Below are 21,242 nucleotides of genomic sequence, written 5' to 3'. Positions count from 1 at the left end.
GAACGGGCACGGCGGGATTCGAACCCGCGATCGAGGAGTTAGGAACCCCTCGCCCTGTCCACTAGGCCACGTGCCCGAGGCGGGGAGGAAAAACGGATGATCGAGCGGGGATCTCTGGAGGCGCCGTCGCCGGCTACGCGCTCGATTCCTTCTCGGTTTCGAGCTCCTCCTCGTCGTCGTCGGCCGTCTCCGTCGTCGTGTCGGCGTCCGTGTCCAGGTCGCCCTCCTGCATCTGTTTCAGTTCGTCCTCGACCTCCTCACGGCCCTTCTTGAACTCGCCCATCGCCTGTCCCGTCGACCGGGCGAGCTTCGGGATCTTGTTCGCGCCGAACAAGAGAACCAACACGAGCAGGATGATGAGGAGCTCCGGGCCCGCCGGAATGCCGCCGATCAGTGGAATCGCGTTCACCATTTCTATACGTGGGTAGCCCTGTGGCGATTATAGTCTTTTTGGACGAGTCAGCCGGCGACGGAGCGCCGCGTGACCGTCCCGAGTCGATGGTTTTCCCGATCTCCCTCGCCGGGGAACGAGCATCCACGGGGGTTACGACGAGTTCAACCGACGCGGCGCGTCGTTCGTGCTCACAGGGGAACGATCCCGTCGTCATCGTCGTCGCTCTCGTTCCCGCCGTCGGTGCCGGAATCGTCGTCAGTGGCGGAGTCGGTGCCTGAGCCGTCGTCGGTATTGGAGTCGTCCTCCGGTCCGCTCGTGTCACCGTCGTCTCCGTCGGTTCCGCTTCCATCGGTCTCGCTTCCGTCGCCACCGTCGTCCGCGTCGCCGTCTCCGGAGCCCGAGCCGTCGCGAACGTCGTTACCCTCGTCGAAGAGGTCGGTCTCGACGGTCTCCTCGTAGGTCAACTCGTCGAGCGGGACGGTCACCCGGTCGCCGGTCGGGAACTCGATCACCGCGTAGAACTCGATCCGGAGCTCGCTCCGCTGGTGGCCGTTCGTCGCCTCGTCGAGGTGGGTCACCCACCAATCGTCGAGTCGTTCGTTTTCGAGAACCGTCGTGATCGGTACGGTCTCGGAGCCGTATGACGGGATGACCGTCTCGGAGTCCGTCTCGCCGCTGCCCATCTCGACGCCGTTCATCGTGATGTCGTACCCGATCCGACTGACCACGTACGGCTCGAGGTTGGGGTTGTACACGTCGAACTCCATCTCGATCGGCGTCTCCCGCTCGCTGACCGTTCCCCATCCGCCGCGGGTCTCGTTGACGTAGAGGACCGGATCGTCCACGAGAGCGCTGCTCGCGTTCACCGGACGCGTCTCGGAGGACTCGAACGCGCCGACGAGGTCGGTCTCGATCTCGTGGCTCCGGCTGAAGTCCACGCTCCGGCCGAGCCGTCCGGAGGCGACCGTCGCGTCGACGACGATCTCCGTCCGTTCCCCGTTCCGGACGTGGCTCGTCCACCACGGCGGGATCGCGTCGTTTCGCATCGCTGTCTCGAGTTCGATCGTCGAGTTGCCGGCGGCGATCCCGACCCCCTGGCGGTCGCCGCGCGCCATCTCGATCCCGTTCATCGACACCGTGTAGTTCACCGCGACGTCGTCGAAGGTCGCCCCGACGGGATTGGGGTTCGAGACGACCAGGTCGGTCTCGATCGTCGTCGTCTCGTTCGTCACGTCGCCGAACGTGTTGCCGATCGCGGCGACGCTCGGGACGCCGAGTATCCCGAGGGCGAACGCCCCGCCCACGGCCGCCCCGACGACGAGCAACCCGACCAGGGCGATCCGGAGCTTTCCTCCGAGGACGCCCGAGACGACGCTTCCGATGGCCATGTCCGGCTGTTTCGTTCGGTTCACATAGGTGTGTCGTTCGATCACATCGGCAGTTCGGACGTGGCGTCGCCGGTCGAAACCGTGATACGCCCGGCCTCCGACGCGTTCGTATGGTCGACGTAGGCGACGACGCACCCGATTTCACCGCTTCGCTCGTGACCGACGACATGGAGCCGTTCCGGCTCTCGGACCACCTCGGCGACGACCCCGTGGTGCTCGCCTTCTTCCCGGCCGCGTTCTCGAACACGTGTACCGACGAGATGGAGGCGCTCCGGGACGGATTCGACCGCGACGACTGTACCCTCCTCGGCGTGAGCACCGACCTCCCGCACGCGCTCGCGGCGTACCGCGCTCAGTACGACCTCCCGTTCGGACTCGTCGGCGACCCGGACCACCACGCGATCGAGGCCTACGACGTCATCGAGGACTTCGAGCACTACGGCGTCGAGACCGTCGCACGGCGCGCCGTCTTCGTGATCGACGCGGACGGGACCGTGACCTACCGCTGGCTCGCGGAGCGTTCGGGCCTGGAGCCCGACTACGCCGCCCTCGACGAGGCGGTGTCGGAGGCGGCGTGAGGCGACGGAGAGTGACGGGACCCGCCCCGTCCGACGAAGCGATCCTCAGGCCGGGTCGCGCAGGTCCTCGAGCGCCTCCGGGTTCTCCATCGAGGAGAGGTCGCCGGGGTCCTCGCCCCGGTAGACGGACCCGATCGCCCGCCGGATGATCTTCCCCGACTGGGTCTTTGGGAAGGCGTCGACGAACAGAAGCTCGCGCGGACGGAACGGCTTGCCGTGTTCCTCGCCGACCAGCTCGCGGAGCTCCTCGCGGAGTTCCTCGCTCGGCTCCACGTCCGGCTCGAGCACGACGTAGGCGACGACGGCGGTCCCCGTCGTCTCGTCCGGAACGCCGACCGCGGCGGCCTGGTTGACGGCGTCGTGGTCGATGAGAACTCCCTCTATCTCGGCGGGACCGACCTTCCGGCCGGCGACGTTGAGCGCGTCGTCGGCACGGCCGTGGAGGAACCAGAAGCCGTCCTCGTCCTTCTGGGCGAAGTCGCCGTGGTCCCAGAGGTCGGGCCACGTCGACCAGTACTCCTCCAGGTAGCGCTCGTCGCCCGACCAGAGGCTCTTCGTCATCGACGGACACGAGTCGCGCGCGACCAGATAGCCCCGCTCGTTGTTTTCGCGGACGGACTCGCCCGCCTCGTCGACGATGTCGACGGCCATCCCCAACCCCGGCCCGCCGAGGGTACACGGCTTCAGCGGCTGGTTCGGCATCGGCATCAGGAAACAGCCGCAGATCTCCGTCCCCCCGGAGATGTTGATGATCGGACACTCGCCGCCCCCGACGGTCCCGTGGAACCAGTTCCACGACTCGGGGTCCCACGGCTCGCCCGTGGAGCCCAGGATCCGGAGCGAGGAGAGGTCGTGGCCCTCGACCCACTCGTCGCCGTGCTTGCGGAGCGCCCGGATCGCCGTCGGCGAGATGCCGAACTGGGTGATCCCGTGGCGATCGATCAGCTCCCAGAACCGGTCGGGCTCGGGATGGTCCGGCGCGCCCTCGTACATCACCACCGTCCCGCCGAAGGCGTGGTTGCCGATCAGCGTCCACGGTCCCATCATCCAGCCGATGTCGGAGACCCAGAAGAAGCGGTCGGCGGGCTTCTGGTCGAAGCCGAAGTGGATCTCCTTGGCACACTGCGTGAGAACGCCGGCGTGGGTGTGGACGATCCCCTTCGGCGTCCCGGTCGTTCCCGAGGAGTAGAGCAGCATCGACTCCCGGTCGCTCGGAAGCCGTTTGGTGTCGTACGTCGAGGGCCGCGACCCGACCGCCTCGCGCCACGTCACGTCGCGGTCGTCGTCCCACGGGACCGGGTCGACGTCACCCGAGTCGTCGCCGTCGTTCCCGTCGCCGTCCGGCGTCCCCCCGAGCCGGTCGTACACGACCGTGTGGTCGACGTGGCCGGCGTCGTCGATCGCGGCGTCCGCGGTCGCCTTCAGCCGGACCTCGCTCCCGCGCCGGTAGAACCCGTCGCCGGTGAAGAGCACGCTCGGCTCGGCGTCGTCGATCCGCGTCGCGGTCGCCTCCCGGCCGAATCCCGAGAAGATCGGGACGACGATCGCCCCGACCTTCAGACAGCCGTAGAGGATCGAGACCACCTCCGGAACCATCGGCATGTACAGCCCGACCGTGTCGCCGGTCCCGACCCCGACCGACTCGAGGTAGTTGGCGACGCGGTTGCTCTCGCGGTGCAGCTCGTGGAAGGTGACCTCCCGGACGTCGCCGGGCTCTCCCTCCCAGATCAGCGCGACGCGGTTCCGGTTCGGCGAGTCGACGGCGGCGTGGCGGTCGACGACGTTGTGGGCGACGTTGATCTCGCCGCCGGGATACCAGTCGGTGAACTGCGGACCGGTTCGGCCGTCACCGGACCGCGTCCGGTCGCCCGCGGCGCTCCGATCCGCGCCGTTTCGGACCGCGTCGTAGTCGGTATAGAAGTCGATGTCGAGGTAGTCGACGATCTCGTCCCAGAACCAGTCGATGCCGGACTCGGGTTCGCCCGGGACGTCCGAGGTCGTCCGCGCGATCAGTTCCTCGTAGTCGTCGATCCCGTACTCCCGCATGAACGCGGCGACGTTCGTCGACTCCGCGAACTCGGGATCGGGCTCGTGGACTACCTCGGATATCCCCTCGTACTCGTCCATCTCTACGGACCGTTCCCGCGGGGACAGTAAGTAACTTTCCTGAACGTCCCCCGTCTTCGATCGGGTCCGGGATCGAGGGAAACCTACTCGCCGCCTTCCTCCTCGTCCGCGTCCGAGTACGCCGCCTCGAGAACGATGTCCACGGACGCGACCTCGTCGTCGGGTTCGAGGTCCATCACGATGACGCCCATCGTGTTCCGGCTCACCGTCGAGATCTCCTCGACGCGGGTCCGCATGATCTGTCCGTCCGCGCTCATCGCGATCAGGTGGTCGCCGTGGGTCACCGCCTCGATGGCGACGACCTCACCGTTGCGGTCGCCGGTCTTGATGTCGACGAGCCCCATCCCGTTTCGGGACTGCGGTCGGTACTCCGAGAGGTCCGACCGCTTCCCGTAGCCGTTCTCGGTCACCGTCAACACCCAGTTGTGGTAGTCGGCGTCGATCGCGGCCACGCCGGCGACCCGGTCGCCCTCCCGGAGGTCGATCCCGATCACGCCGCGGGCCGTCCGGCCCATGGCTCTGACGTCGTCCTCGTCGAACCGGATCGCCATCCCGTCGCGGCTCCCGATGACGATGTGGGTCCCGCCGTCCGTCACCTCGACGTCGACGAGTTCGTCGCCGTCCTCCAGGCGGATCGCCCGGATCCCGGTCGACCGGATGTTGTCGAACTCGTCGACGGCGGTTCGTTTGATGTACCCGTCCCGGGTGACCATCGTGAGGAACTCGTCGTCGTCGAGGTCGTCGGTGTTCACGACCGCCTCGATCTCCTCGCCGTCGTCGAGATCGATCAGGTTCACGGCCGACTTCCCCCGAGCGGTTCGGGACATCTCCGGGATCTCGTAGGTCTTCAGCCGGTAGATCTGTCCGTGGTTGGTGAACACGAGCAGGTAGTCGTGGGAGTTGGCGGCGAACACCGAGGAGACGCGGTCGCCCTCCTTGAGGTCCGCCCCGATGATCCCCTTGCCGCCCCGGTTCTGTGCCCGGAACGTCTCGAGCGGCATCCGCTTGATGTAGTCGTCCTCGCTCATGACGACGATACACTCGGCCTCGGGGATCAGGTCCTCGTGGGTGACCGAACCCGTGTCCTCGATGAAGCTCGTCCGGCGCTCGTCGTCGTACTCCGCCTTCATCTCCTCCAGCTCCTCGACGATGACCGAATCGAGCTCGTCGGGGTCGTCGAGGATCGTCTCCAGCCGCTCGATCCGGGCCGTGACCTCCTCGTACTCCGACTCGATCTCGCGTGTCTCCAGGGAGGTGAGCGACCCGAGCTGCATCCGAACGATGTGTTCGGCCTGTGGCTCCGTGAACTCGAATTTCGCCTCCAGCGCTGCCCTCGCGGCGTCACGATCGTCGGAGTCCTGGATCGTCTCGACCACGTCGTCGACGTTCTCGAGCGCCTTCAACCGTCCCTCGAGAATGTGCGCGCGGTCCTCCCGCTCGGCGAGTTCGTGGTTCGATCGTCGACGGACCACGTCGCGGCGGTGCTCGACGTAGTGTTCGAGCGTCTCCTTCAGGTCGAGCACCTGCGGCGAGCCGTCGACCAACGCGAGGTTGATCACGCCGAAGGTCCGCTCGAGGTGGCTCTCCAGCAGCTGGTTCTTCACGACCTCCGCCATCGCGTCGCGTTTGAGCTCGACGACGACGCGGATCCCGTCGCGGTCGGACTCGTCGCGGAGGTCGCGGATCCCCTCGATGGCCCCCTCGTTGACGTCCTCGGCGATCCGCTCGACGAGTCGGGACTTGTTCTGCTGGAAGGGGAGCTCCGTGATCACGATCCGACCCTCCTCCTCGTCGACCTCGAACTCGGCGCGGACCCGGATCCGGCCGCGACCCGTCTTGTACGCCTTGTGGACCGCGTTTCGCCCGACGATGTTCGCGCCGGTCGGGAAATCGGGTCCCCTCACGTGTTCCATCAGGTCCTCGACGGTGGCGTGGGGGTTCTCGATCAGCTCGACGGTCGCGTCCACGACCTCGCCGAGGTTGTGCGGCGGGACGTTCGTCGACATCCCGACGGCGATGCCGGACGAGCCGTTGACGAGCAGGTTCGGCACCGCCGAGGGCAACACCGACGGCTCCTCGAGTCGATCGTCGTAGTTGGACGTGAAATCGACCGTGTCGCGCTCGATGTCGGCGAGCAGCTCCTCGGCGATGGGTGCCATCCGCGCCTCCGTGTACCGCATCGCCGCGGGCGGATCGCCGTCGACTGAACCGAAGTTCCCCTGGCCGTCGACGAGGGGGTATCGCATCGAGAAGTCCTGGGCCATCCGCGCGAGCGTGTCGTAGATGGCGCTGTCGCCGTGCGGATGGTAATCACCCATCGTCTCTCCGACGATGGAGGAGGACTTGCGGTGTGCGGAGTTGCTCGTCACGCCCGCCTCGTGCATCGCGTAGAGGATGCGCCGATGGACGGGCTTGAGTCCGTCGCGAACGTCGGGGAGCGCGCGACCCGCGATGACCGACATCGCGTAGTCGATGTACGACTGCTCCATCTCGTCCTCGATGCGCGCGTTCGTCACCTGTGCGGCGCGGACGTCGTTCGGGTCGACGTCGGGGACGTCCGAGCTCATATGTCCACCCACTCCGCCTCGGTCGCGTGCTCCTTGATGAACTGCTTGCGCGGTTCGACCGCATCACCCATCAACACGTTGAACATCCGGTCCGCGGCGGCCGCGTCGTCGATCGTGATCCGCTTGAGCCGGCGGTTCTCCGGGTCCATCGTCGTGTCCCACAGCTGTTCGGGGTTCATCTCGCCGAGCCCCTTGAACCGCTGGACCTGCGTCGGGTTCCCGTCGCACTCCTCCTCGACGATACGGTCGCGTTCGGCCTCCGTCATCGCGTCGTACGTCTCGCCGCGGTACCGGACCCGGTACAGCGGCGGTTGAGCCGCGTAGACGTAGCCGGCCTCCAAAAGCGGCTTCATGTGTCGGTAGAGCAGGGTCAAGAGGAGCGTTCTGATGTGAGCTCCGTCGACGTCGGCGTCCGTCATGAGAATTATCTTGTTGTATCGGACGTCCTCGAGATCGAACTCCTCGCCGATCCCAGCGCCGATCGCGGTGATCAGCGCGCGGATCTCGTCGTTCTCGAGGATGCGGTCGAGCCGGTGTTTCTCGACGTTGAGGATCTTCCCCTTGAGCGGGAGGATCGCCTGGTTCTCGCGGTTCCGGCCCTGTTTGGCGCTGTTGTGGACGAACACCCCAGACTCGAGAGCGAAGTTGTGCGTTTCGGGTACTTCAAGATCGTACACGTCCTCGGTCTCTTCGAGAGGTTCCACAGATACGATCGAGTGGTTGTGGGCCTGTACGGCCTCAAGTAGTTCTGATTCTCCCTCGAAGAATTTCTCTATCGTCGTCGCTTTCGTGAGGACGTTCGGATCGTTCTCTTCCCGTCTACGTTCGCCGTAGTTCGACAGATCCCCTTCCTCTTCGAGAACGTCCTTCATGAACGGGATCGTGTTCTCGAAGTACGTCTGGTTGTACGCCTCCATCCGCTGTTCTCTGAACTCGTCGTCCCACTGTTCTTCGGTCTTCTCACTCCGCCACTCACGGAGATCTTCGTCTTCCCACTGTTCATTCGCCTCTTCCCGTCGATTTTCGATCGCTTCCGGGTTTTCCTCGTAGTACTCCGTAACTCGCTCGGACTGCTTCTTTCGGTGAGATTCGTCTGCCCAGTATTTCCGTGCCTCTTCGGTGAGGCGTTCGCGTACTCGCTCTCTGTATTCGGGATTATTATCGTAGTACTCCTGCCACGCTTCTCGCATGAACTCACGGTACTCCTCGTCTTCCCACTGCTCTTTGGCCTGCTCGCGGAGGATCTCTACGGTCTCTTCTTGCTGCATACGATCGCTCATCTTCTCGCGGAACTCCTCGCTCTGTTTGAGTTCTCGCAGCTTCTCGTAGACTTCCTCTGTGTGGAGTGTTCGTTCTGCGTGTTCGCGATGTAACTCGAGGTGTTCGTCTTTCGGAAGCCGCTGGATGTTGTCCGGACGGTTGTTCCGCTTGTCGAAGTCTACGTGGTGTTTATGCTCACCGTCATCCTCCGCGTATTGCCCACGCTCTAGATTGTATCGATCGGCCAAGAGATGCGTAAATTCCCAGAAATCACCCCTCACCGGCTGTTTCACCATTTCGTAGCCGTCAATAGTGATGTTATCCTCGGCAGTGTCCGACTCTTTTCGATATAGCGGCATAAGCGACTGTCCGTCTTCGAGGTCCTGCGCCTCGCAGTAGCTCCCGTCTCTGAGCATGAACTCGTGGTCCGGCGTACACCGTATCGTCTCGCCGTTGTCGAGAGTGACTGCCACGAGGTTCGCATCCTCCTTCGTGACACGCGGATTCGTAATTCGTTGAAGGTCGATCTTGCCGTCGGAATCAACGGTGTAACAGTAATGTGTCTCACCGTCCTCGTGCTCCTCGACGAGGCTTTCGAAGGAAATTGATCGACCGGACGCGAGCGCGACCTCTGTGTCACCGGTAAAGCATCCCCCGGCGCTGTCGCCCTCCACCACGAACAGCTCCGCCTCGGTCGGGTCCCGGGTCTGACAGTCCGCGAGCTTGCCGGGCAGGGCCGTCGACTCGAGCGCCGACTTCCGACGCGTCAGCTCCTCGGCCTTCTTCGCGGCCTTTCGGGCCCGGGCGGCCTCCGCGGCCTTGTGGACGATCTTCCGGGCGGTGTCGGGGTTCTCCTCGAGGAACGTCCCGAGCTTGGCGTGGGTCGCCGACTCGACGACGCCGCGGACCTCGCTGTTGCCGAGCTTCGTCTTCGTCTGGCCCTCGAACTGCGGATCGGGGTGTTTGATCGAGATGACTGCGGTGAGCCCCTCGCGGACGTCCTCGCCCTTGAGGTTGGCGTCGAGGTCGTCGACGAGCCCGTGTTCGTTGGCGTAGTCGTTGATCACGCGGGTGAGCGCCGTCTTGAATCCCGTGAGGTGGGTGCCGCCCTCGCGGGTGTTGATGTTGTTCGCGAACGCGTGGACGGAGCCCTGAAGCTCCTCGGTCGCCTGCATCGCGACCTCGACGTGGACGCCGTTCTCCTCGTCGTTGAAGTAGATCACGTCGTCGTGGATCGGCGTGCGCGTCTCGTTGAGGTAGCCGACGAACTCGCGGATCCCGCCGTCGTACCGGAACGTCTCGCGGGTCCCGTCGCGGTCGTCCGAAAGCGTGATCGCCACGCCGGAGTTGAGGAAGGCGAGCTCGCGGAGCCGACTGGAGAGCGTCGAGAACTCGAAGTCGGTCGTCTCGAAGACGTCGTCGTCGGGCCAAAAGCGGATGTGCGTCCCGGTCCCCTCGTCGGGGTCGAGATCGCGAACGCGCTCGAACCCGTCCGGAGCGGGCTCGCCCCGTTCGAACTCGTGGCGGTAGACGCCGCCGTCGCGTTTCACCTCGACCTCCAGGCGCTCGGAGAGCGCGTTGACGACGCTGACGCCGACGCCGTGGAGACCGCCCGACACCTGATAGGACTTCGAGTCGAACTTCCCGCCCGCGTGGAGGACGGTCATGATGACCTCCAGCGCCGGCCGGTCGTACTTCTCGTGGGTGTCGACGGGGATCCCGCGTCCGTCGTCGCGGACGCTCACGGAGTCGTCCTCGTGGATCGTGACGTCGATCTCCTCACAATACCCCGCGAGTGCCTCGTCGATGGCGTTGTCGACGACCTCGTAGACGAGATGGTGGAGCCCGCGTCCGTCCGTGGACCCGATGTACATCGCCGGACGCTTGCGGACGGCCTGAAGCCCCTCGAGGACCTGTATCTGGCCGGCTCCGTATTCGGTCTCCTCTGGCATAGAACTTGACGTGGATAGTCCGTGATGGGTTATAAACCCGGCGCACGCGCGCGGGCGTGAGCGAAGGAGTCGATGAAGTCCCGAGCGATGCCGTCGTGAGACGATGGGGTGCCGTCGTGAGACCGTCCGAGTCGCGAGGACGTTCCGTCTTTAACGTCCTGACTCAAGCGTCGCGGGAGCGTTCGACGTCGGTCGCGCTGGAATCGGAGCCGAGGTGGACGGTTTTATCCCACCTTCGTCGGTAGGCCCTTCCATGACGACGCTGCCGACCGTGATCGGCATCGCCGGCGCGACCGGGCTCGTGACCGGCCTCGGCGCGCTTCCGGTGTTCGTCCGGGGCCGCGTGAGCCACCGGACGTACGACGCCGCCCTCGGTCTGGCCGCGGGGTTGATGGTCGCCGCCAGCGTGTTCGGGCTGATCCTCCCCGGGACCGAGGAGGGAAGTCTCGAGGCGGTGCTCTTCGGGCTCCTCGTCGGCGGGACCGGACTGCTCGCGGGAAACCGGCTCATCCCGCACCTCCACGCCCGCTATCGCGGGTGGCGCGCGGAGGGGGGCGCGACCCGTGCGGACGCCGCGGGCATGGTAGGAAAAGGAACGGCGACGGGAGCCGACGGCTCCGACGGTTCGGACGACTCGGACGGGGACGACGGGAGGGCCGCGATCCTCGATGCCGCGCTCCGCCGGGCGCTGCTCGTCGGCGGGGCGATCACCCTCCACAACGCGCCGGAGGGGCTCGCCATCGGCGTGGCGTTCGCCTCCGGACTCGAGGAGGTCGCGCTGGTGTTGGCTGTCGTGATCGGGCTCCAGAACGTCCCCGACGGTTTCGCGTTCGCGATCCCGATGGCCGACACCGGGATGGGGAACCTCCGCGTGCTGGCGTACACGGCGCTCTCGGGAACGATACCGCAGGTCCTCGCCGCGACGGTCGGCTTCTCGCTCGTCTCGCTGTCGACCGGACTCTTCCCCGTCGCCGCCGGGTTCGCCGCCGGCGCGATGCTCGCGGTCGTCTTCCGCGAGATGATCCCCTCCTCGCACGGTCACGGTCACTCCGACGCCGCGACCGCGGCCTTCCTCGTCGGCTTCGTGCTGCTGGTCGTCGTCGACGCGGTGGTCGTAGTGTAAGGTAAGACCGCCACACCCGCACCTCACCCCTCTCCAACACCTCACCCCTCCCCAGCCTCGCACCGACCGCGCCGCCGGATCCGCGCGGCGGCGCGGTCGCCGCTCCCTCGCGCGCGGCGAGGACTCCCGTCGGTCGTCCTCGCGTCACGCGCGCCGGAACCAAGAAACGTCCCGGTCCCGACTCGCTACTCGTTACGCGGGCTACTCGGATGGTACTCGGTGTCGTACTGGCCGGGGTTCGCGTCGACGCGGTCGGGATTGATCCGGCCGGCGAGCAGCATGAAGTCGAGGACCGTACAGTACAACATCGCCTCCACGACGGGGACCGCGCGCGGCGGGAGGACGGGGTCGTGCCGTCCGACGACCTGGATCTCCTTCTCCTCGCCGGTCTCCCAGTCCGCGGAGCGCTGCTTCTTGGGGATCGAGGTGGGCGCGTGCCACGTCGCCTCGCCGTAGATCGGCTCGCCGGTCGTGATCCCGCCCTGGAGCCCGCCGTGGTCGTTGCCGACGGGAACCGGGTCCCCCTCCTCGCTCTCGACGTGCTCGAACGACTCGCCGTCGTCGAACGTCCAGTCCTCGTTGCGGTCGCTGCCGGCGACGTCGACCGCGTCCTTCCCGAGGCCGAACTCGACGCCGGTGGTCGCCGGGATGGAGAACATCGCCCGTCCGAGCCGCGCCGGGAAGCCGTCGAACCGCGGCGCGCCCAGCCCGCGCGGGACGCCCCGGCACTCGAAGTAGATGGAGCCGCCGATGGAGTCGCCCTCCTCCTGGTACCGTTCGATCAGCTCCTGCATCTCGGCGGCCGCCTCGGGGTCGGCACACCGCACGTCGTTCCCCTCCGATTCGGCGAGGAGCTGCTCGAAGCTCACGTCGTCCGCCTCGACGTCGCCGATGCGGTTAACGTGGGCTTTGATCTCCACGTCGTGGTCGGAGGCGTCGAGCACCTGTTCCGCGACCGCGCCGGCGGCGACCCAGTTCACGGTCTCCCGCGCGGAGGAGCGTCCGCCGCCGCCCCAGTTCCGCGTCCCGAACTTCGCGGAGTAGGTGTAATCGCCGTGCGAGGGCCGCGGCGCGGTGACGTACGGCTCGTACTTGCCGGAGCGCGCGTCCTTGTTCTGGATGACCATGCCGATCGGGGTGCCGGTGGTGTAGCCGTCCTGGACGCCGGAGTTGACGACGACCTCGTCGGGCTCGCCCCGCGAGGTGGTGATCATCGACTGTCCCGGCTTGCGTCGGTCGAGCTGCGCCTGGATCGCTTCCTCGTCGAGTTCGACGCCCGCGGGCACGCCCGAGACGGTCACGCCCATCGCGTCGCCGTGGCTCTCGCCGTACGTGGTCACCTGAAAGAGGCGACCGAACCGGTTCCCGTTCATACCCTCACGTGTGGCCGGGGGCATATAGGGGTTGCAATCCGTGAACGGGCCGAGCGGTCGACCGGTCGCGCCCGTTCCGGGCACCGACCGGCCCCGCCTCGCCGCGACCGACGCGAGTTTATAAGCCGATACCGTTGGTAAGGGCGTGCGCGATCGTCTCACCTCCGATCTGGGCGTGTACACCCTCTCGGGCCTGTTCTCGCTCGTCGTGTTCGCCGTGGCGCTCGGGATCCTCTCGCGGACGTTGCCGGGCGGGCTCGGCTCCCGCCAGCTCGTCGGGCTCGTGTTCGGCTACCTGCTGTTCATCGGCGCGTACACCATCGCCTGGTTCATCTATAGCGAGATCGACAGCCGGGAAGACATCTGAGTGGTTCGACGTGTGCGAGACCGCCATCGAATCGACGTAGGGGAACCCCCACGCTCACTCGGCACGGGGCGGCGTCGCCGGTTCGGTCGCGTCACGCCCGCCGAGCCATCCACTCGTCGACCACTCGGGGGAACAGCAGCGTGGCCGTTCCGCCCACGACGAGCGCCCACAACAGTCCGGCGGACGTCACGCCCGTTACGCCGCCGACGGCGCCGCCGCCGTGGATCGCCGCGAGGAGGGTCCCGTTGAAGTAGACGAGTCTGAGGAGGATCAGCGTCGGAAACAGGCGAGCCCACCCCGGAGCGTCCGTGAGAGGCGGTGAAGCGATCAGACCGTTTCTGATCAGCGTGGCGACGACGACCATCGTCGTCAGGGCCACGAGCCACGTCTCGAAGAGCGCTGGCGGTTCCCGAGCCGGAGTGAACGGCAGGTACAGCATGACCGGAAGCGTGAGGGCCCCGACCTCACCGACGATCCGGCCGAAGTCGGCGAGGAGGGTCCCGATCCGGTCCTTCTCGCTCCCACCCCGGTTCCCGATGGCCAGGAACTCGTTGCGGTAGTTCGACGTGGCCGCTCTCGTCTCCCGTCCCGGTGGGCCGCGTCGCGGGCTGTGTCCGCCACCCCGGTGGGCCCGAGTCCGCTTCGGCAACCCGTCGTCTCGACCCGGCTCCGTCGAGTCGCCCATGGGGTTACGTACGGAAACGCCGAGTTAAATGTTCCTTCGGGAGGAGACGCTCAGAGACGGCCGCCGGACATGGGAGACGGTGGAGGTTCCCGACGGGCTCCTCGGGAACGTTTTCGCGGTACGGGACGGCGCCATGCTCGAACGCGGTCCATGACACCGAGATCCACGGAATCGGGGGATCGCCACGCTTTATTAATCGCCCCGAGTACCGGCGACATGGACCAGTTGCGGCAGTCGCTCCTCGACGCGCCGATCATCGAGAAAGGCGAGTACCAGTACTTCGTCCACCCGATCAGCGACGGCGTCCCGATGCTCGAACCGGAGCTGCTCCGGGAGATCGTCATCCGGATCATCCGGAAGGCGGAGCTGGAGAACGTCGACAAGATCGTTACCCCCGCCGCGATGGGGATCCACATCTCCACCGCCCTCTCGCTCATGACCGACATCCCGCTCGTCGTCATCCGCAAGCGCCAGTACGGTCTCGACGGCGAGGTCCCGCTGTTCCAGGAGACGGGCTACTCCGAGTCGGAGATGTACATCAACGACGTCGAACAGGGCGACCGCGTCCTCGTGCTCGACGACGTGCTCTCGACGGGCGGCACGATGAAGGCGATCCTCGACGCGCTCACCGACGAGGTCGGCGCGGAGGTCGTCGACGTCGTCGCCGTGATCAAGAAGGCGGGCGAGAACGAGCTCGACGACACCGACCACGACGTGAAGACCCTGATCAACGTCACCGTCGAGGACGGCGAGGTCGTTATCGTCGACGCCCAGGGCGACGAGTAGCAGTTCGCGTCCGGGGATCGTACGGGTTCCGTGGGTTCCATCCCGACGTACCGACCACCGACTACCCACGTACCGACCACCGACGGCCGATGGCCGATGGTTCCCGGGACGTCGCTCCATCGTCCGGTCCGACGGGGGAGAACGTCAGTCCGTCAGCTCCTCGATCAGCGTGTCGAGTTCGTAGGTCGCCGGGGCGCGTGACTCGTCGCGCAGCGTCGATATCGTGAACGTCGAGTTGGTACGCTCGACGCCCTCGATCGCCTCGAACTCGCTGATGAGCCGTTCGACGGTGTCCGACGAGGAGAGTCGGGCGATGACGACGAAGTCGGTCTCGCCCATGGTGAAGAACGCCTCCGTGACGCCCTCGATGTCGAGGAGTCGTTCGGCGAACTCCTCGTGGGAACACTCGTAATCGGCGAGCACCTCGACGAGGACGGTGACGCCGAGTCCGAGCGCCTCGTGATCGAAGTCGTAGAGGTCGTTTTCGATCACGCCGGCGTCCCGGAGGTTGTTCAATCGGTAGTGGATGGTCGACACCGGAATGTCCGTCTCCTCGTGAAGTGCCTCCGGACTCCCGGTCCCGAGGTCCGCGATCGCCTTCAACAGCCGCACGTCGCGCTCGTCCATATATCCGGGTTCACGTTACGGATCCGTATATATTCCGACCGACATACTCGGAGTCGACTCCAACATCGACCGATCGATCCGGACGGATATTGAACGAACATCATATGTGTGATCCATAATCAAAAATATCGTCCCTATTTAGAGATTAGTTTAAATATATCCGGAAATACCAATACTGTATCCAATGTACACGAGAGATCTCCTTTCGTCTCCCACCGGTACCGTCGGCGCGTTCCTGCTGCTCGCGGCGCTGTGGGGCAGTTCGTTCGTCGCGATCGAGGCCGGATTGGCGTACTTCCCGCCGCTGCTCTTCGCGGGCGTTCGGTACGCGCTCGCCGGGGTCGCCGTGTTGGCGTACGCGACCGTCGTCTCCGACCGCTGGATCCCCCGCGATCCAGACGAGTGGCTCGGCGTCGGCGTCGCGGGCGCCCTCGTGATCGCGGCGTACCACGGCCTCCTGTACGTGGGCGAACTCCACGTTTCGGGCGCGATCGCCGCCGTGATCGTCAGCCTCTCGCCGGTGTTGACCGCCGCGTTCGCCGCGCTCCTGTTGCCGAACGAGCGGCTCGGCCCGCTCGAGATCGGCGGGTTCGCCCTCGGCGTGATCGGCGTCGCCGTGATCGCCGACCCCGGCGGGGCGGGACTCATGGCCGGAGGCGACGGTGCCCTCCTCGGCGGCCTCTCTCCGGAGCTTCTGGGCGTCGCGTTGGTGTTCCTCTCCGCGGTCTCCTTCTCGGTCGGTGCCGTTCTCCTGCGGCCGCTCCGAACCGACCTCCCGATCGCCGCACTCCAGGGATGGGCGATGGTGGTCGGGGCGGGGCTGCTCTTCGGCGGGGCAGCCGTCACGGGCGAGTCGCCCGCCTCGATCGTGTGGAACGCGACCTCTATCGTCTCGCTGACGTACCTCACGGTCCTCTCCGGGATCGTCGGGTTCCTCCTCTACTTCGCGCTCCTGGACGCCGTCGGCCCGACGCAGCTCCACCTCGTGAGCTACGTCGAGCCGGTCGTCGCCGCCGTCGGGAGCTGGATCGTGCTCGGTCACCTGATCGGCGGGGAGGCGATCCTCGGATTCGTCGCCATCCTCGCCGGCTTCGCCGCGCTGGAACGCCGGGAGATCGCCGCCTACGTCGCGAGCCACCACGGATTCGGTTCGTAGCGGGGGGCGCTCCCCGGAACGTCCTTACCGGCGGGGGACCCACGGATCGACGAGACCGCACTCGACACGCTTCGTCGACCCGAACACACGGGCGAGAACCGCTGTTGGCCGTGTACCGCCGTCAACCTCGCGATCGTCGTCGCCGCCGCGGTCGCGGGTGTCGCGTTCGCCCCGCTCGGTCCGCTCGCCCCGCTCGGTGGGAGCTCGCTCGTCTACCTTCGCGGGTACGTCGTCCCCGGGACGCCGCGGTTCGCGCCGAGTCTCGTCGAGCCGCTCCCGTTCGACGTCGGTCCGGAGCTCGATCGCCGACGGCGTCTCTCGCGGAACGGCCGACGACGAGGTCGTCCGCGAAACGGCCGCCGACGGGTCCGGTGAACGGATCGACGAAGCCGGTGAAGACGTCGATGGCCCCGATGAAAGCGCCGATCCCGGCTCCGACCACCTCGACGCCGGCTCCGACGCCGCCGCCGATCCCGAGGCACTGCTCGCGGCGCTCCTGGAGGCCGGCGTCCTCGTCGAGGCCGGCGAGGACCTCCGGCTGGCGGACGACCACCGCGAGGCGTTCGAGGAACGAATGGCCGACCTGCGGGATCTCCCGAGTCCGCGCTGGCCGATCGCGGCCGCGGCCGCCGGCGACGACCCCGCGGGGAGGTGCACGGATCCGGATCCGGATCGCGGGCGACCGCCCCGTCTGGCTCTCGCGGCCGGTGGCGATCGCCGAGACCGCGGCGGCGGAGACGCTCGCCGCGTTCGACGTTCCGTCGGAGATCCGCGCGGCCGCTCCGAACCTTCGTCCGGACGTGTCCGGTCTGTGGTGACGACGTCGCCGAGACGGTCCGGCGGAACTGCTGTGGCGGCCCCGGCGGTGTCCAGCGCGACCCGGATCTCCCCGTGTTGGCCTGTGAGGAGTGTTCGGCGCTGGTCTTCGAGTTCGATCCCGAGTAACCGACCGGCGTACTGCGTGGTTCACTCCGGGAGTTCGCCGGTGACGCCCGCACGGAGGTCGCGGCCGAAGTAGTGCCCGACGAGCCCGCAGAGGAGTCCTACGCCGCCGCCGACCGCGAGCAGCGGGAGCCCCCACTGGCCGAGGTAGTCGATCCCGATCGGGAGGAACCCGACGCCGAGAACGCTCGATACGGCGGTTCCGGCACCCGCGAGCGCCCCGGCGAAGCCCGTCTCGACGTAGTTGGGCGAAGCGAAGATCAAGCCGACGAGGAAGGTTCCGAGCAGCACGCCCGCCACGCCGCCGATCGCTCCGCCGACGAGCGGGACCAGGCCGACGAGGACGGTTCCGAGGACGACGGCGAGCACGGCGACAGCGAAGCTCTTGAGCGAGAACCAGCGACCGTCGACGCCGATCCGACCCGAGCCGGCGGCGGATCGGGTCGTCTCCGCCGATCCGGCGGACGCCTCCGGCGTGGCGTCGGTGTCGACGCCGCCGGACTCCCCGCCGCCCGCGAGGTCGTCGTCGAGGAGGTCGTCGAGGTCGTCGAGCGGGTCGTCGTCCCCGGCATCCCGGGTCTCTCCGGCCTCCCGCTCCTTGGAGGGTTGCATACCCTCAGGTCCCGTCCGTGAGGACTTGTGTCTTGTGCCGACCGGGAGTGAACGGTCGAAAACGCACACGAAACGCTCGGAAACGGTCGTTTCGTGTCGGAGATCGTCCCGGATCGACGGGCGATTTGGAGCGATCGCCGTCCGTCGGTTCACCGGAAACGCGGTGTCTCCCGGAGAGACGCCGGAGCGGACCGGATCGCCGGCTCCCCGCCCCGCGTCACGGGCCCCCCGCGTACTCCGCCGCCGCCGACACGAGCCGATCGAACGCCCCGCTCGCCGGGTGGCGGTGCGCGTAGGTCCCGAGGGTCCGGTGGGCGACGAGCCCGTCGTGGTCGCCGTCGATCCCCTCGCCTCGAGCGACCTCGAAGGCGAACCGGGCGTCGGCGTCGGGCGTCGCTTCGGGATGACCCCCGCCCCCGTTCCCGAGCGCGTGACTGGAGTAGTGGAACTCGTGGCCGCGGTGACGCTCGCCGGCCGCGGCGGTGACGCCGTCGGCGGTCGCACGCAGCTCGACGTGGTCGAGCGCGCGGTACCGGTCGTGCATCCGGACGCCGCCCGGGAGGACCCCCGCCATACGGTGTGTCTCCCCGTCAACGGTCGTCAGCGACGCGGACAACGCCATCAACCCGCCGCACTCGCCGAGCACCGGGAGCCCGTCCGCGGCCCGGTCCGCGAGCGTCGACAGGGCCGGCGACGACGAGAGCGCGGCGGCGTGGTTCTCGGGGTAGCCGCCGGGGAGGTAGACGGCGTCACAGTCGGGGAGGTCGTCGCCGGCGACCGGGGCGAACGGCTCGACGGTCGCCAACCCGCGGAGCCGATCCCAGGTCGCGGGGTAGACGAACCGGAACGCGTCGTCGGCGGCGACCGCGACGGTCGGGCGGTCGCCGTCGCTCCCGCCGGTTTCGGAGCCCGGACGAGCGCCGTCGTTCCTCGGCTTCGGGCGTGCGACCGCCTCGGCGACCCGCGCGACCGCCTCGCCGTCGATCGTCTCCGCGGCCTCCGCGATCGCGGCCTCGGGGACCGGGGTCTCGTCGCCCATCTCCAATCCGAGGTGTCGGTCCGGGACCGTCAGCCCCTCCGCCGGCGGGATATGCCCCAGCCAGGCGATCCCGTCGGGGAGCGCCTCGCGGATCCCGTCGGCGTGGCGGCCGGCGTGGGCCTTCTGGGCGACCACGCCGACCACGTCGACGCGGGGGTCGTCGACGCGTTCCCGTACGTCCGCCGGCAGGTCGGCGTGCGCCGCGTACTCGCGGAACCCGAGGGCGGTCGCGCCGACGCTCTGCATGCCCGCGCCCGCGTCCACGACGAGGACGACCGGGACGTCGAGCGCCGCCGCGGTCGCCGCCGTCGACGTGGCCGACCCGTCGTACAACCCCATCATTCCCTCGACGACCGCGACGCGCTCGGGGTCGTCGCCGGCGGCGGGGGCGGAGCCGGGAGACGTTCCGCCGCCGACCGCCCGGTGGAGGTTCCGCCGGACGCCCTCGACCCCCTGCATCCAGGTGTCGAGCGTCCGGGAGGGGCGGTCGAGCGCGGCGGCGTGGTGGCTCGGGTCGATGTAGTCGGGACCCGCCTTCGCCGGGATCGGGTCGTAGCCGGCGTCGGCGAGCGCCCGCGAGACGGCGAGCGCCGCGACGGTCTTCCCGACGCCCGAGGCGGTCCCGCCGAGGACGAGTCCGTGCATGTGACCCGATAGCGACCACCCGGAGAAAAGCGATCCGTCCGGCCGGCACGGCCGACTCGGAACGGCTTTCCGGACCCCGCGGCATGTGGGGGGCATGGACACGCGTCGCGCCCTCCTCTCCGCGCTCGAGTCGGGACCGGTGTCTGGGCCGGCGCTCGCCGACGAGCTCGGCGTCTCTCGCGCGGCCGTCTGGAAGGCGGTCGAGGGGCTCCGCGAGGAGGGATTCGCGGTCGAATCCGCCGCCGACGGCTACGTCGCGCCGGCCGACCCCGCGTACTGTGCGGCGGGCATCGAGTTCGGACTCGACGCGCCGTACGTCGTCGAGCATCACGAGAGCCTTCCCTCGACGAACGATCGAGCGCGGACGCTGGCGGCGGACGGCGGGACCGACGTCGCCGTCGTGGCGGACGAACAGACCGGCGGGCGCGGGCGGTTGGACCGCGAGTGGGTCGCGCCGAGCGGCGGCGTCTGGGTCTCGGTCCTGACCCGCCCCGCCGTGGCTCCGGCCCGCGCTCCGCTTTTCACGCTCGCGGCCGCGGTGGCCGTCGCCGACGCCTGCCGGGAGGCCGGCGTCGACGCGACGATCAAGTGGCCGAACGACGTGCTCGTGGCGGGACCCGAGGCGGGGGGTGGCGACGATCGTCCCGGCCGTTCGGACCGTCCCGATCGCGGCGGTCGAAAGCTCGCCGGGGTCCTCACCGAGATGGAGGGCGAGGCCGACCGCGTCTCCTGGCTCGTCGTCGGGGTCGGCGTCAACGCGAACCTCGATCCGGGGACGCTGCCGGCCGGCGCGACCTCGTTGCGGGCCGAACGCGGCGAGGACGTCGACCGCCGCCGGTTCCTGGCTCGACTCCTCGAGCGATACGCCGAGTTGGCCGCCGATCCCGACGCGGTCCTTTCGGCGTGGCGGGAGCGAGCGAGCACGCTCGGTCGGCGGGTACGCGTCGAGACCCCGGGGGGAACCGTGACCGGGAGGGCGGTCGATGTCGAGCCCCCCGGCGCGCTCGTCGTCGAGACCGACGAGGGGCGAACGCGGGTCCACGCCGGCGACTGCGAGCACCTGCGGGACGCGGACGTCCGGTAGGCGGGTCGCCCCTCGCAGACTCGCTCAGCCGTCCTCGGCCGTCTCGGCCGCCTCCGGCTCCTCGGCTGCCCTCGTCGGCTCCGCCTCCTCGCCCAGCCGGACGGTCAACACCGGAACCGGCGAGCGGCGCACGACGCGCTCGGCGACGCTCCCGAGCAGCAGCCGGTCGATCCCGCCGCGACCGTGCGTCCCCATCACGATCAGGTCGCAGCCGGCGTCGGTCGCATGTCGAACGATCTCGCGCCCCGGCGACCCCTCGACGACGCTCGTCTCGACGGCGACGTCGGTCCCCTCCGCCAGCGCCGCGACCTGGGCGACCGCCTCGTCGGCGTCCTCTCGGAGCATCTCGTCTATCCCCGTCCAGGTGGCCTCCATGCCGGTCCCGGCGTAACTCGCCGTGTCGACCACGTACAGCGCGTGGACCGCCGCGTCGTGGACCGCCGCGAGCGCGAGCGCGTGTTCGACGGCGCGTTTCCCCTTCGGAGAGCCGTCGGTCGGAACCAGGACCCGGTCGTACAAGGCCATGTTATCATGACC

18 protein-coding genes, 1 tRNA gene and 1 pseudogene are annotated in these 21,242 nt (G+C 68.0%); 8 read left to right on the top strand and 12 right to left on the bottom strand.

The features are described 5' to 3' along the window. Window positions 1-3: 3 nt before the first annotated feature. The 3 genes from EAO78_RS06770 to EAO78_RS06760 all read right to left on the bottom strand — a co-directional run bounded on the left by EAO78_RS06770 (window position 4) and on the right by EAO78_RS06760 (window position 1,782). Window positions 4-76, bottom strand: a tRNA-Arg gene (locus EAO78_RS06770). Between the two features lie 57 nt (window positions 77-133). Continuing rightward, entirely contained in the window at window positions 134-412 is a 279-nt protein-coding gene (locus tag EAO78_RS06765; RefSeq protein ID WP_122105080.1) for a Sec-independent protein translocase subunit TatA/TatB, read from the bottom strand. A 170-nt stretch (window positions 413-582) separates the two neighbouring features. After that, a complete protein-coding gene (locus EAO78_RS06760; protein ID WP_122105079.1) occupies window positions 583-1,782 on the bottom strand; it encodes an LEA/WHy family protein in 1,200 nt (399 codons plus the stop codon). Between the two features lie 110 nt (window positions 1,783-1,892). On the opposite strand from EAO78_RS06760, the gene EAO78_RS06755 reads away from it, so the two are divergent. Continuing rightward, complete coding sequence (locus EAO78_RS06755) at window positions 1,893-2,360, top strand: redoxin domain-containing protein (RefSeq protein WP_122105078.1); 468 nt, start codon at window positions 1,893-1,895, stop codon at window positions 2,358-2,360. Between the two features lie 45 nt (window positions 2,361-2,405). On the opposite strand, the gene EAO78_RS06750 is transcribed toward EAO78_RS06755, so the two are convergent. The 3 genes from EAO78_RS06750 to gyrB all read right to left on the bottom strand — a co-directional run bounded on the left by EAO78_RS06750 (window position 2,406) and on the right by gyrB (window position 10,266). After that, on the bottom strand, window positions 2,406-4,487 hold the full coding sequence (locus EAO78_RS06750; protein WP_122105077.1) for an AMP-binding protein: 2,082 nt from the start codon (window positions 4,485-4,487) through the stop codon (window positions 2,406-2,408). 83 nt (window positions 4,488-4,570) lie between these two features. After that, the gene (gene gyrA, locus EAO78_RS06745) at window positions 4,571-7,054 is read right to left on the bottom strand and encodes a DNA gyrase subunit A (RefSeq protein WP_122105076.1); all 2,484 of its coding nucleotides are present in this window, start codon (window positions 7,052-7,054) and stop codon (window positions 4,571-4,573) included. Next, the gene (gene gyrB / locus EAO78_RS06740) at window positions 7,051-10,266 is read right to left on the bottom strand and encodes a DNA topoisomerase (ATP-hydrolyzing) subunit B (RefSeq protein WP_122105075.1); all 3,216 of its coding nucleotides are present in this window, start codon (window positions 10,264-10,266) and stop codon (window positions 7,051-7,053) included. Before gyrB ends, gyrA begins: the two co-directional genes overlap by 4 nt. 253 nt (window positions 10,267-10,519) lie before the next feature. On the opposite strand from gyrB, the gene EAO78_RS06735 reads away from it, so the two are divergent. Continuing rightward, a complete protein-coding gene (locus EAO78_RS06735) occupies window positions 10,520-11,389 on the top strand; it encodes a ZIP family metal transporter (protein ID WP_122105074.1) in 870 nt (289 codons plus the stop codon). Between the two features lie 185 nt (window positions 11,390-11,574). On the opposite strand, the gene aroC is transcribed toward EAO78_RS06735, so the two are convergent. Beyond that, complete coding sequence (gene aroC / locus EAO78_RS06730) at window positions 11,575-12,762, bottom strand: chorismate synthase (protein ID WP_122105073.1); 1,188 nt, start codon at window positions 12,760-12,762, stop codon at window positions 11,575-11,577. Window positions 12,763-12,907: 145 nt separating this feature from the next. Between aroC and EAO78_RS06725 the strand changes: the two genes are divergently transcribed. Further along, window positions 12,908-13,129 carry a hypothetical protein gene (locus EAO78_RS06725; protein ID WP_122105072.1) on the top strand — a complete coding sequence of 74 codons (222 nt, stop codon included), beginning with the start codon at window positions 12,908-12,910 and terminating at the stop codon, window positions 13,127-13,129. 91 nt (window positions 13,130-13,220) lie between these two features. Here EAO78_RS06725 and EAO78_RS06720 read toward each other — a convergent pair whose 3' ends face one another. Beyond that, window positions 13,221-13,814 (bottom strand): hypothetical protein, encoded by a 594-nt coding sequence (locus tag EAO78_RS06720; RefSeq protein WP_122105071.1) that lies wholly within the window; start codon window positions 13,812-13,814, stop codon window positions 13,221-13,223. A gap of 216 nt (window positions 13,815-14,030) precedes the next feature. Here EAO78_RS06720 and hpt point away from each other — a divergent pair, with 216 nt between their 5' ends. Then, complete coding sequence (gene hpt / locus EAO78_RS06715) at window positions 14,031-14,600, top strand: hypoxanthine/guanine phosphoribosyltransferase (RefSeq protein WP_122105070.1); 570 nt, start codon at window positions 14,031-14,033, stop codon at window positions 14,598-14,600. 144 nt (window positions 14,601-14,744) lie between these two features. On the opposite strand, the gene EAO78_RS06710 is transcribed toward hpt, so the two are convergent. Beyond that, the gene (locus EAO78_RS06710) at window positions 14,745-15,227 is read right to left on the bottom strand and encodes an Lrp/AsnC family transcriptional regulator (RefSeq protein WP_122105069.1); all 483 of its coding nucleotides are present in this window, start codon (window positions 15,225-15,227) and stop codon (window positions 14,745-14,747) included. A 184-nt stretch (window positions 15,228-15,411) separates the two neighbouring features. On the opposite strand from EAO78_RS06710, the gene EAO78_RS06705 reads away from it, so the two are divergent. From EAO78_RS06705 to EAO78_RS18415, 3 genes and pseudogenes are all read left to right on the top strand, one after another. Beyond that, a complete protein-coding gene (locus tag EAO78_RS06705; protein WP_122105068.1) occupies window positions 15,412-16,383 on the top strand; it encodes a DMT family transporter in 972 nt (323 codons plus the stop codon). A gap of 45 nt (window positions 16,384-16,428) precedes the next feature. Beyond that, window positions 16,429-16,650, top strand: a pseudogene (locus EAO78_RS18790) (hypothetical protein); the annotation flags it as partial. Between the two features lie 104 nt (window positions 16,651-16,754). Next, complete coding sequence (locus tag EAO78_RS18415) at window positions 16,755-17,201, top strand: hypothetical protein (protein ID WP_238987640.1); 447 nt, start codon at window positions 16,755-16,757, stop codon at window positions 17,199-17,201. A gap of 148 nt (window positions 17,202-17,349) precedes the next feature. On the opposite strand, the gene EAO78_RS06695 is transcribed toward EAO78_RS18415, so the two are convergent. After that, a complete protein-coding gene (locus EAO78_RS06695; protein ID WP_122105067.1) occupies window positions 17,350-17,937 on the bottom strand; it encodes a hypothetical protein in 588 nt (195 codons plus the stop codon). A gap of 217 nt (window positions 17,938-18,154) precedes the next feature. After that, window positions 18,155-19,621: a cobyrinate a,c-diamide synthase gene (locus EAO78_RS06690; protein WP_122105066.1), complete on the bottom strand. Its 1,467-nt coding sequence runs from the start codon at window positions 19,619-19,621 to the stop codon at window positions 18,155-18,157. 94 nt (window positions 19,622-19,715) lie between these two features. Between EAO78_RS06690 and EAO78_RS06685 the strand changes: the two genes are divergently transcribed. Then, window positions 19,716-20,705, top strand: coding sequence for a biotin--[acetyl-CoA-carboxylase] ligase (locus EAO78_RS06685; protein ID WP_122105065.1), 990 nt, complete (start codon window positions 19,716-19,718; stop codon window positions 20,703-20,705). A gap of 24 nt (window positions 20,706-20,729) precedes the next feature. Here the strand turns inward: EAO78_RS06685 and EAO78_RS06680 are convergent, their stop codons facing one another. Continuing rightward, a complete protein-coding gene (locus tag EAO78_RS06680) occupies window positions 20,730-21,230 on the bottom strand; it encodes a universal stress protein (protein WP_122105064.1) in 501 nt (166 codons plus the stop codon). Window positions 21,231-21,242 lie beyond the last annotated feature (12 nt).

This window comes from Halobellus captivus, from assembly GCF_003697845.1.
Lineage (GTDB): Archaea > Halobacteriota > Halobacteria > Halobacteriales > Haloferacaceae > Halorubrum > Halorubrum glutamatedens.
The sequence above is the reverse complement of the archived record's forward strand: the minus strand, read 5'-3'. Positions and strand labels throughout refer to the sequence as shown.

What these genes read in the sequence shown, in the direction of transcription:
- EAO78_RS06710 (WP_122105069.1), bottom strand. Translation starts at nt 15,227, where the DNA reads ATGGACGAGCGCGACGTGCGGCTGTTGAAGGCGATCGCGGACCTCGGG.
- EAO78_RS06685 (WP_122105065.1), top strand. Translation starts at nt 19,716, where the DNA reads ATGGACACGCGTCGCGCCCTCCTCTCCGCGCTCGAGTCGGGACCGGTG.
- EAO78_RS06755 (WP_122105078.1), top strand. Translation starts at nt 1,893, where the DNA reads ATGGTCGACGTAGGCGACGACGCACCCGATTTCACCGCTTCGCTCGTG.
- aroC (WP_122105073.1), bottom strand. Translation starts at nt 12,762, where the DNA reads ATGAACGGGAACCGGTTCGGTCGCCTCTTTCAGGTGACCACGTACGGC.
- hpt (WP_122105070.1), top strand. Translation starts at nt 14,031, where the DNA reads ATGGACCAGTTGCGGCAGTCGCTCCTCGACGCGCCGATCATCGAGAAA.
- EAO78_RS06695 (WP_122105067.1), bottom strand. Translation starts at nt 17,937, where the DNA reads ATGCAACCCTCCAAGGAGCGGGAGGCCGGAGAGACCCGGGATGCCGGG.
- gyrA (WP_122105076.1), bottom strand. Translation starts at nt 7,054, where the DNA reads ATGAGCTCGGACGTCCCCGACGTCGACCCGAACGACGTCCGCGCCGCA.
- EAO78_RS06750 (WP_122105077.1), bottom strand. Translation starts at nt 4,487, where the DNA reads ATGGACGAGTACGAGGGGATATCCGAGGTAGTCCACGAGCCCGATCCC.
- EAO78_RS06690 (WP_122105066.1), bottom strand. Translation starts at nt 19,621, where the DNA reads ATGCACGGACTCGTCCTCGGCGGGACCGCCTCGGGCGTCGGGAAGACC.
- EAO78_RS06760 (WP_122105079.1), bottom strand. Translation starts at nt 1,782, where the DNA reads ATGGCCATCGGAAGCGTCGTCTCGGGCGTCCTCGGAGGAAAGCTCCGG.
- EAO78_RS06735 (WP_122105074.1), top strand. Translation starts at nt 10,520, where the DNA reads ATGACGACGCTGCCGACCGTGATCGGCATCGCCGGCGCGACCGGGCTC.
- EAO78_RS06705 (WP_122105068.1), top strand. Translation starts at nt 15,412, where the DNA reads ATGTACACGAGAGATCTCCTTTCGTCTCCCACCGGTACCGTCGGCGCG.
- EAO78_RS06765 (WP_122105080.1), bottom strand. Translation starts at nt 412, where the DNA reads ATGGTGAACGCGATTCCACTGATCGGCGGCATTCCGGCGGGCCCGGAG.
- EAO78_RS06720 (WP_122105071.1), bottom strand. Translation starts at nt 13,814, where the DNA reads ATGGGCGACTCGACGGAGCCGGGTCGAGACGACGGGTTGCCGAAGCGG.
- gyrB (WP_122105075.1), bottom strand. Translation starts at nt 10,266, where the DNA reads ATGCCAGAGGAGACCGAATACGGAGCCGGCCAGATACAGGTCCTCGAG.
- EAO78_RS06680 (WP_122105064.1), bottom strand. Translation starts at nt 21,230, where the DNA reads ATGGCCTTGTACGACCGGGTCCTGGTTCCGACCGACGGCTCTCCGAAG.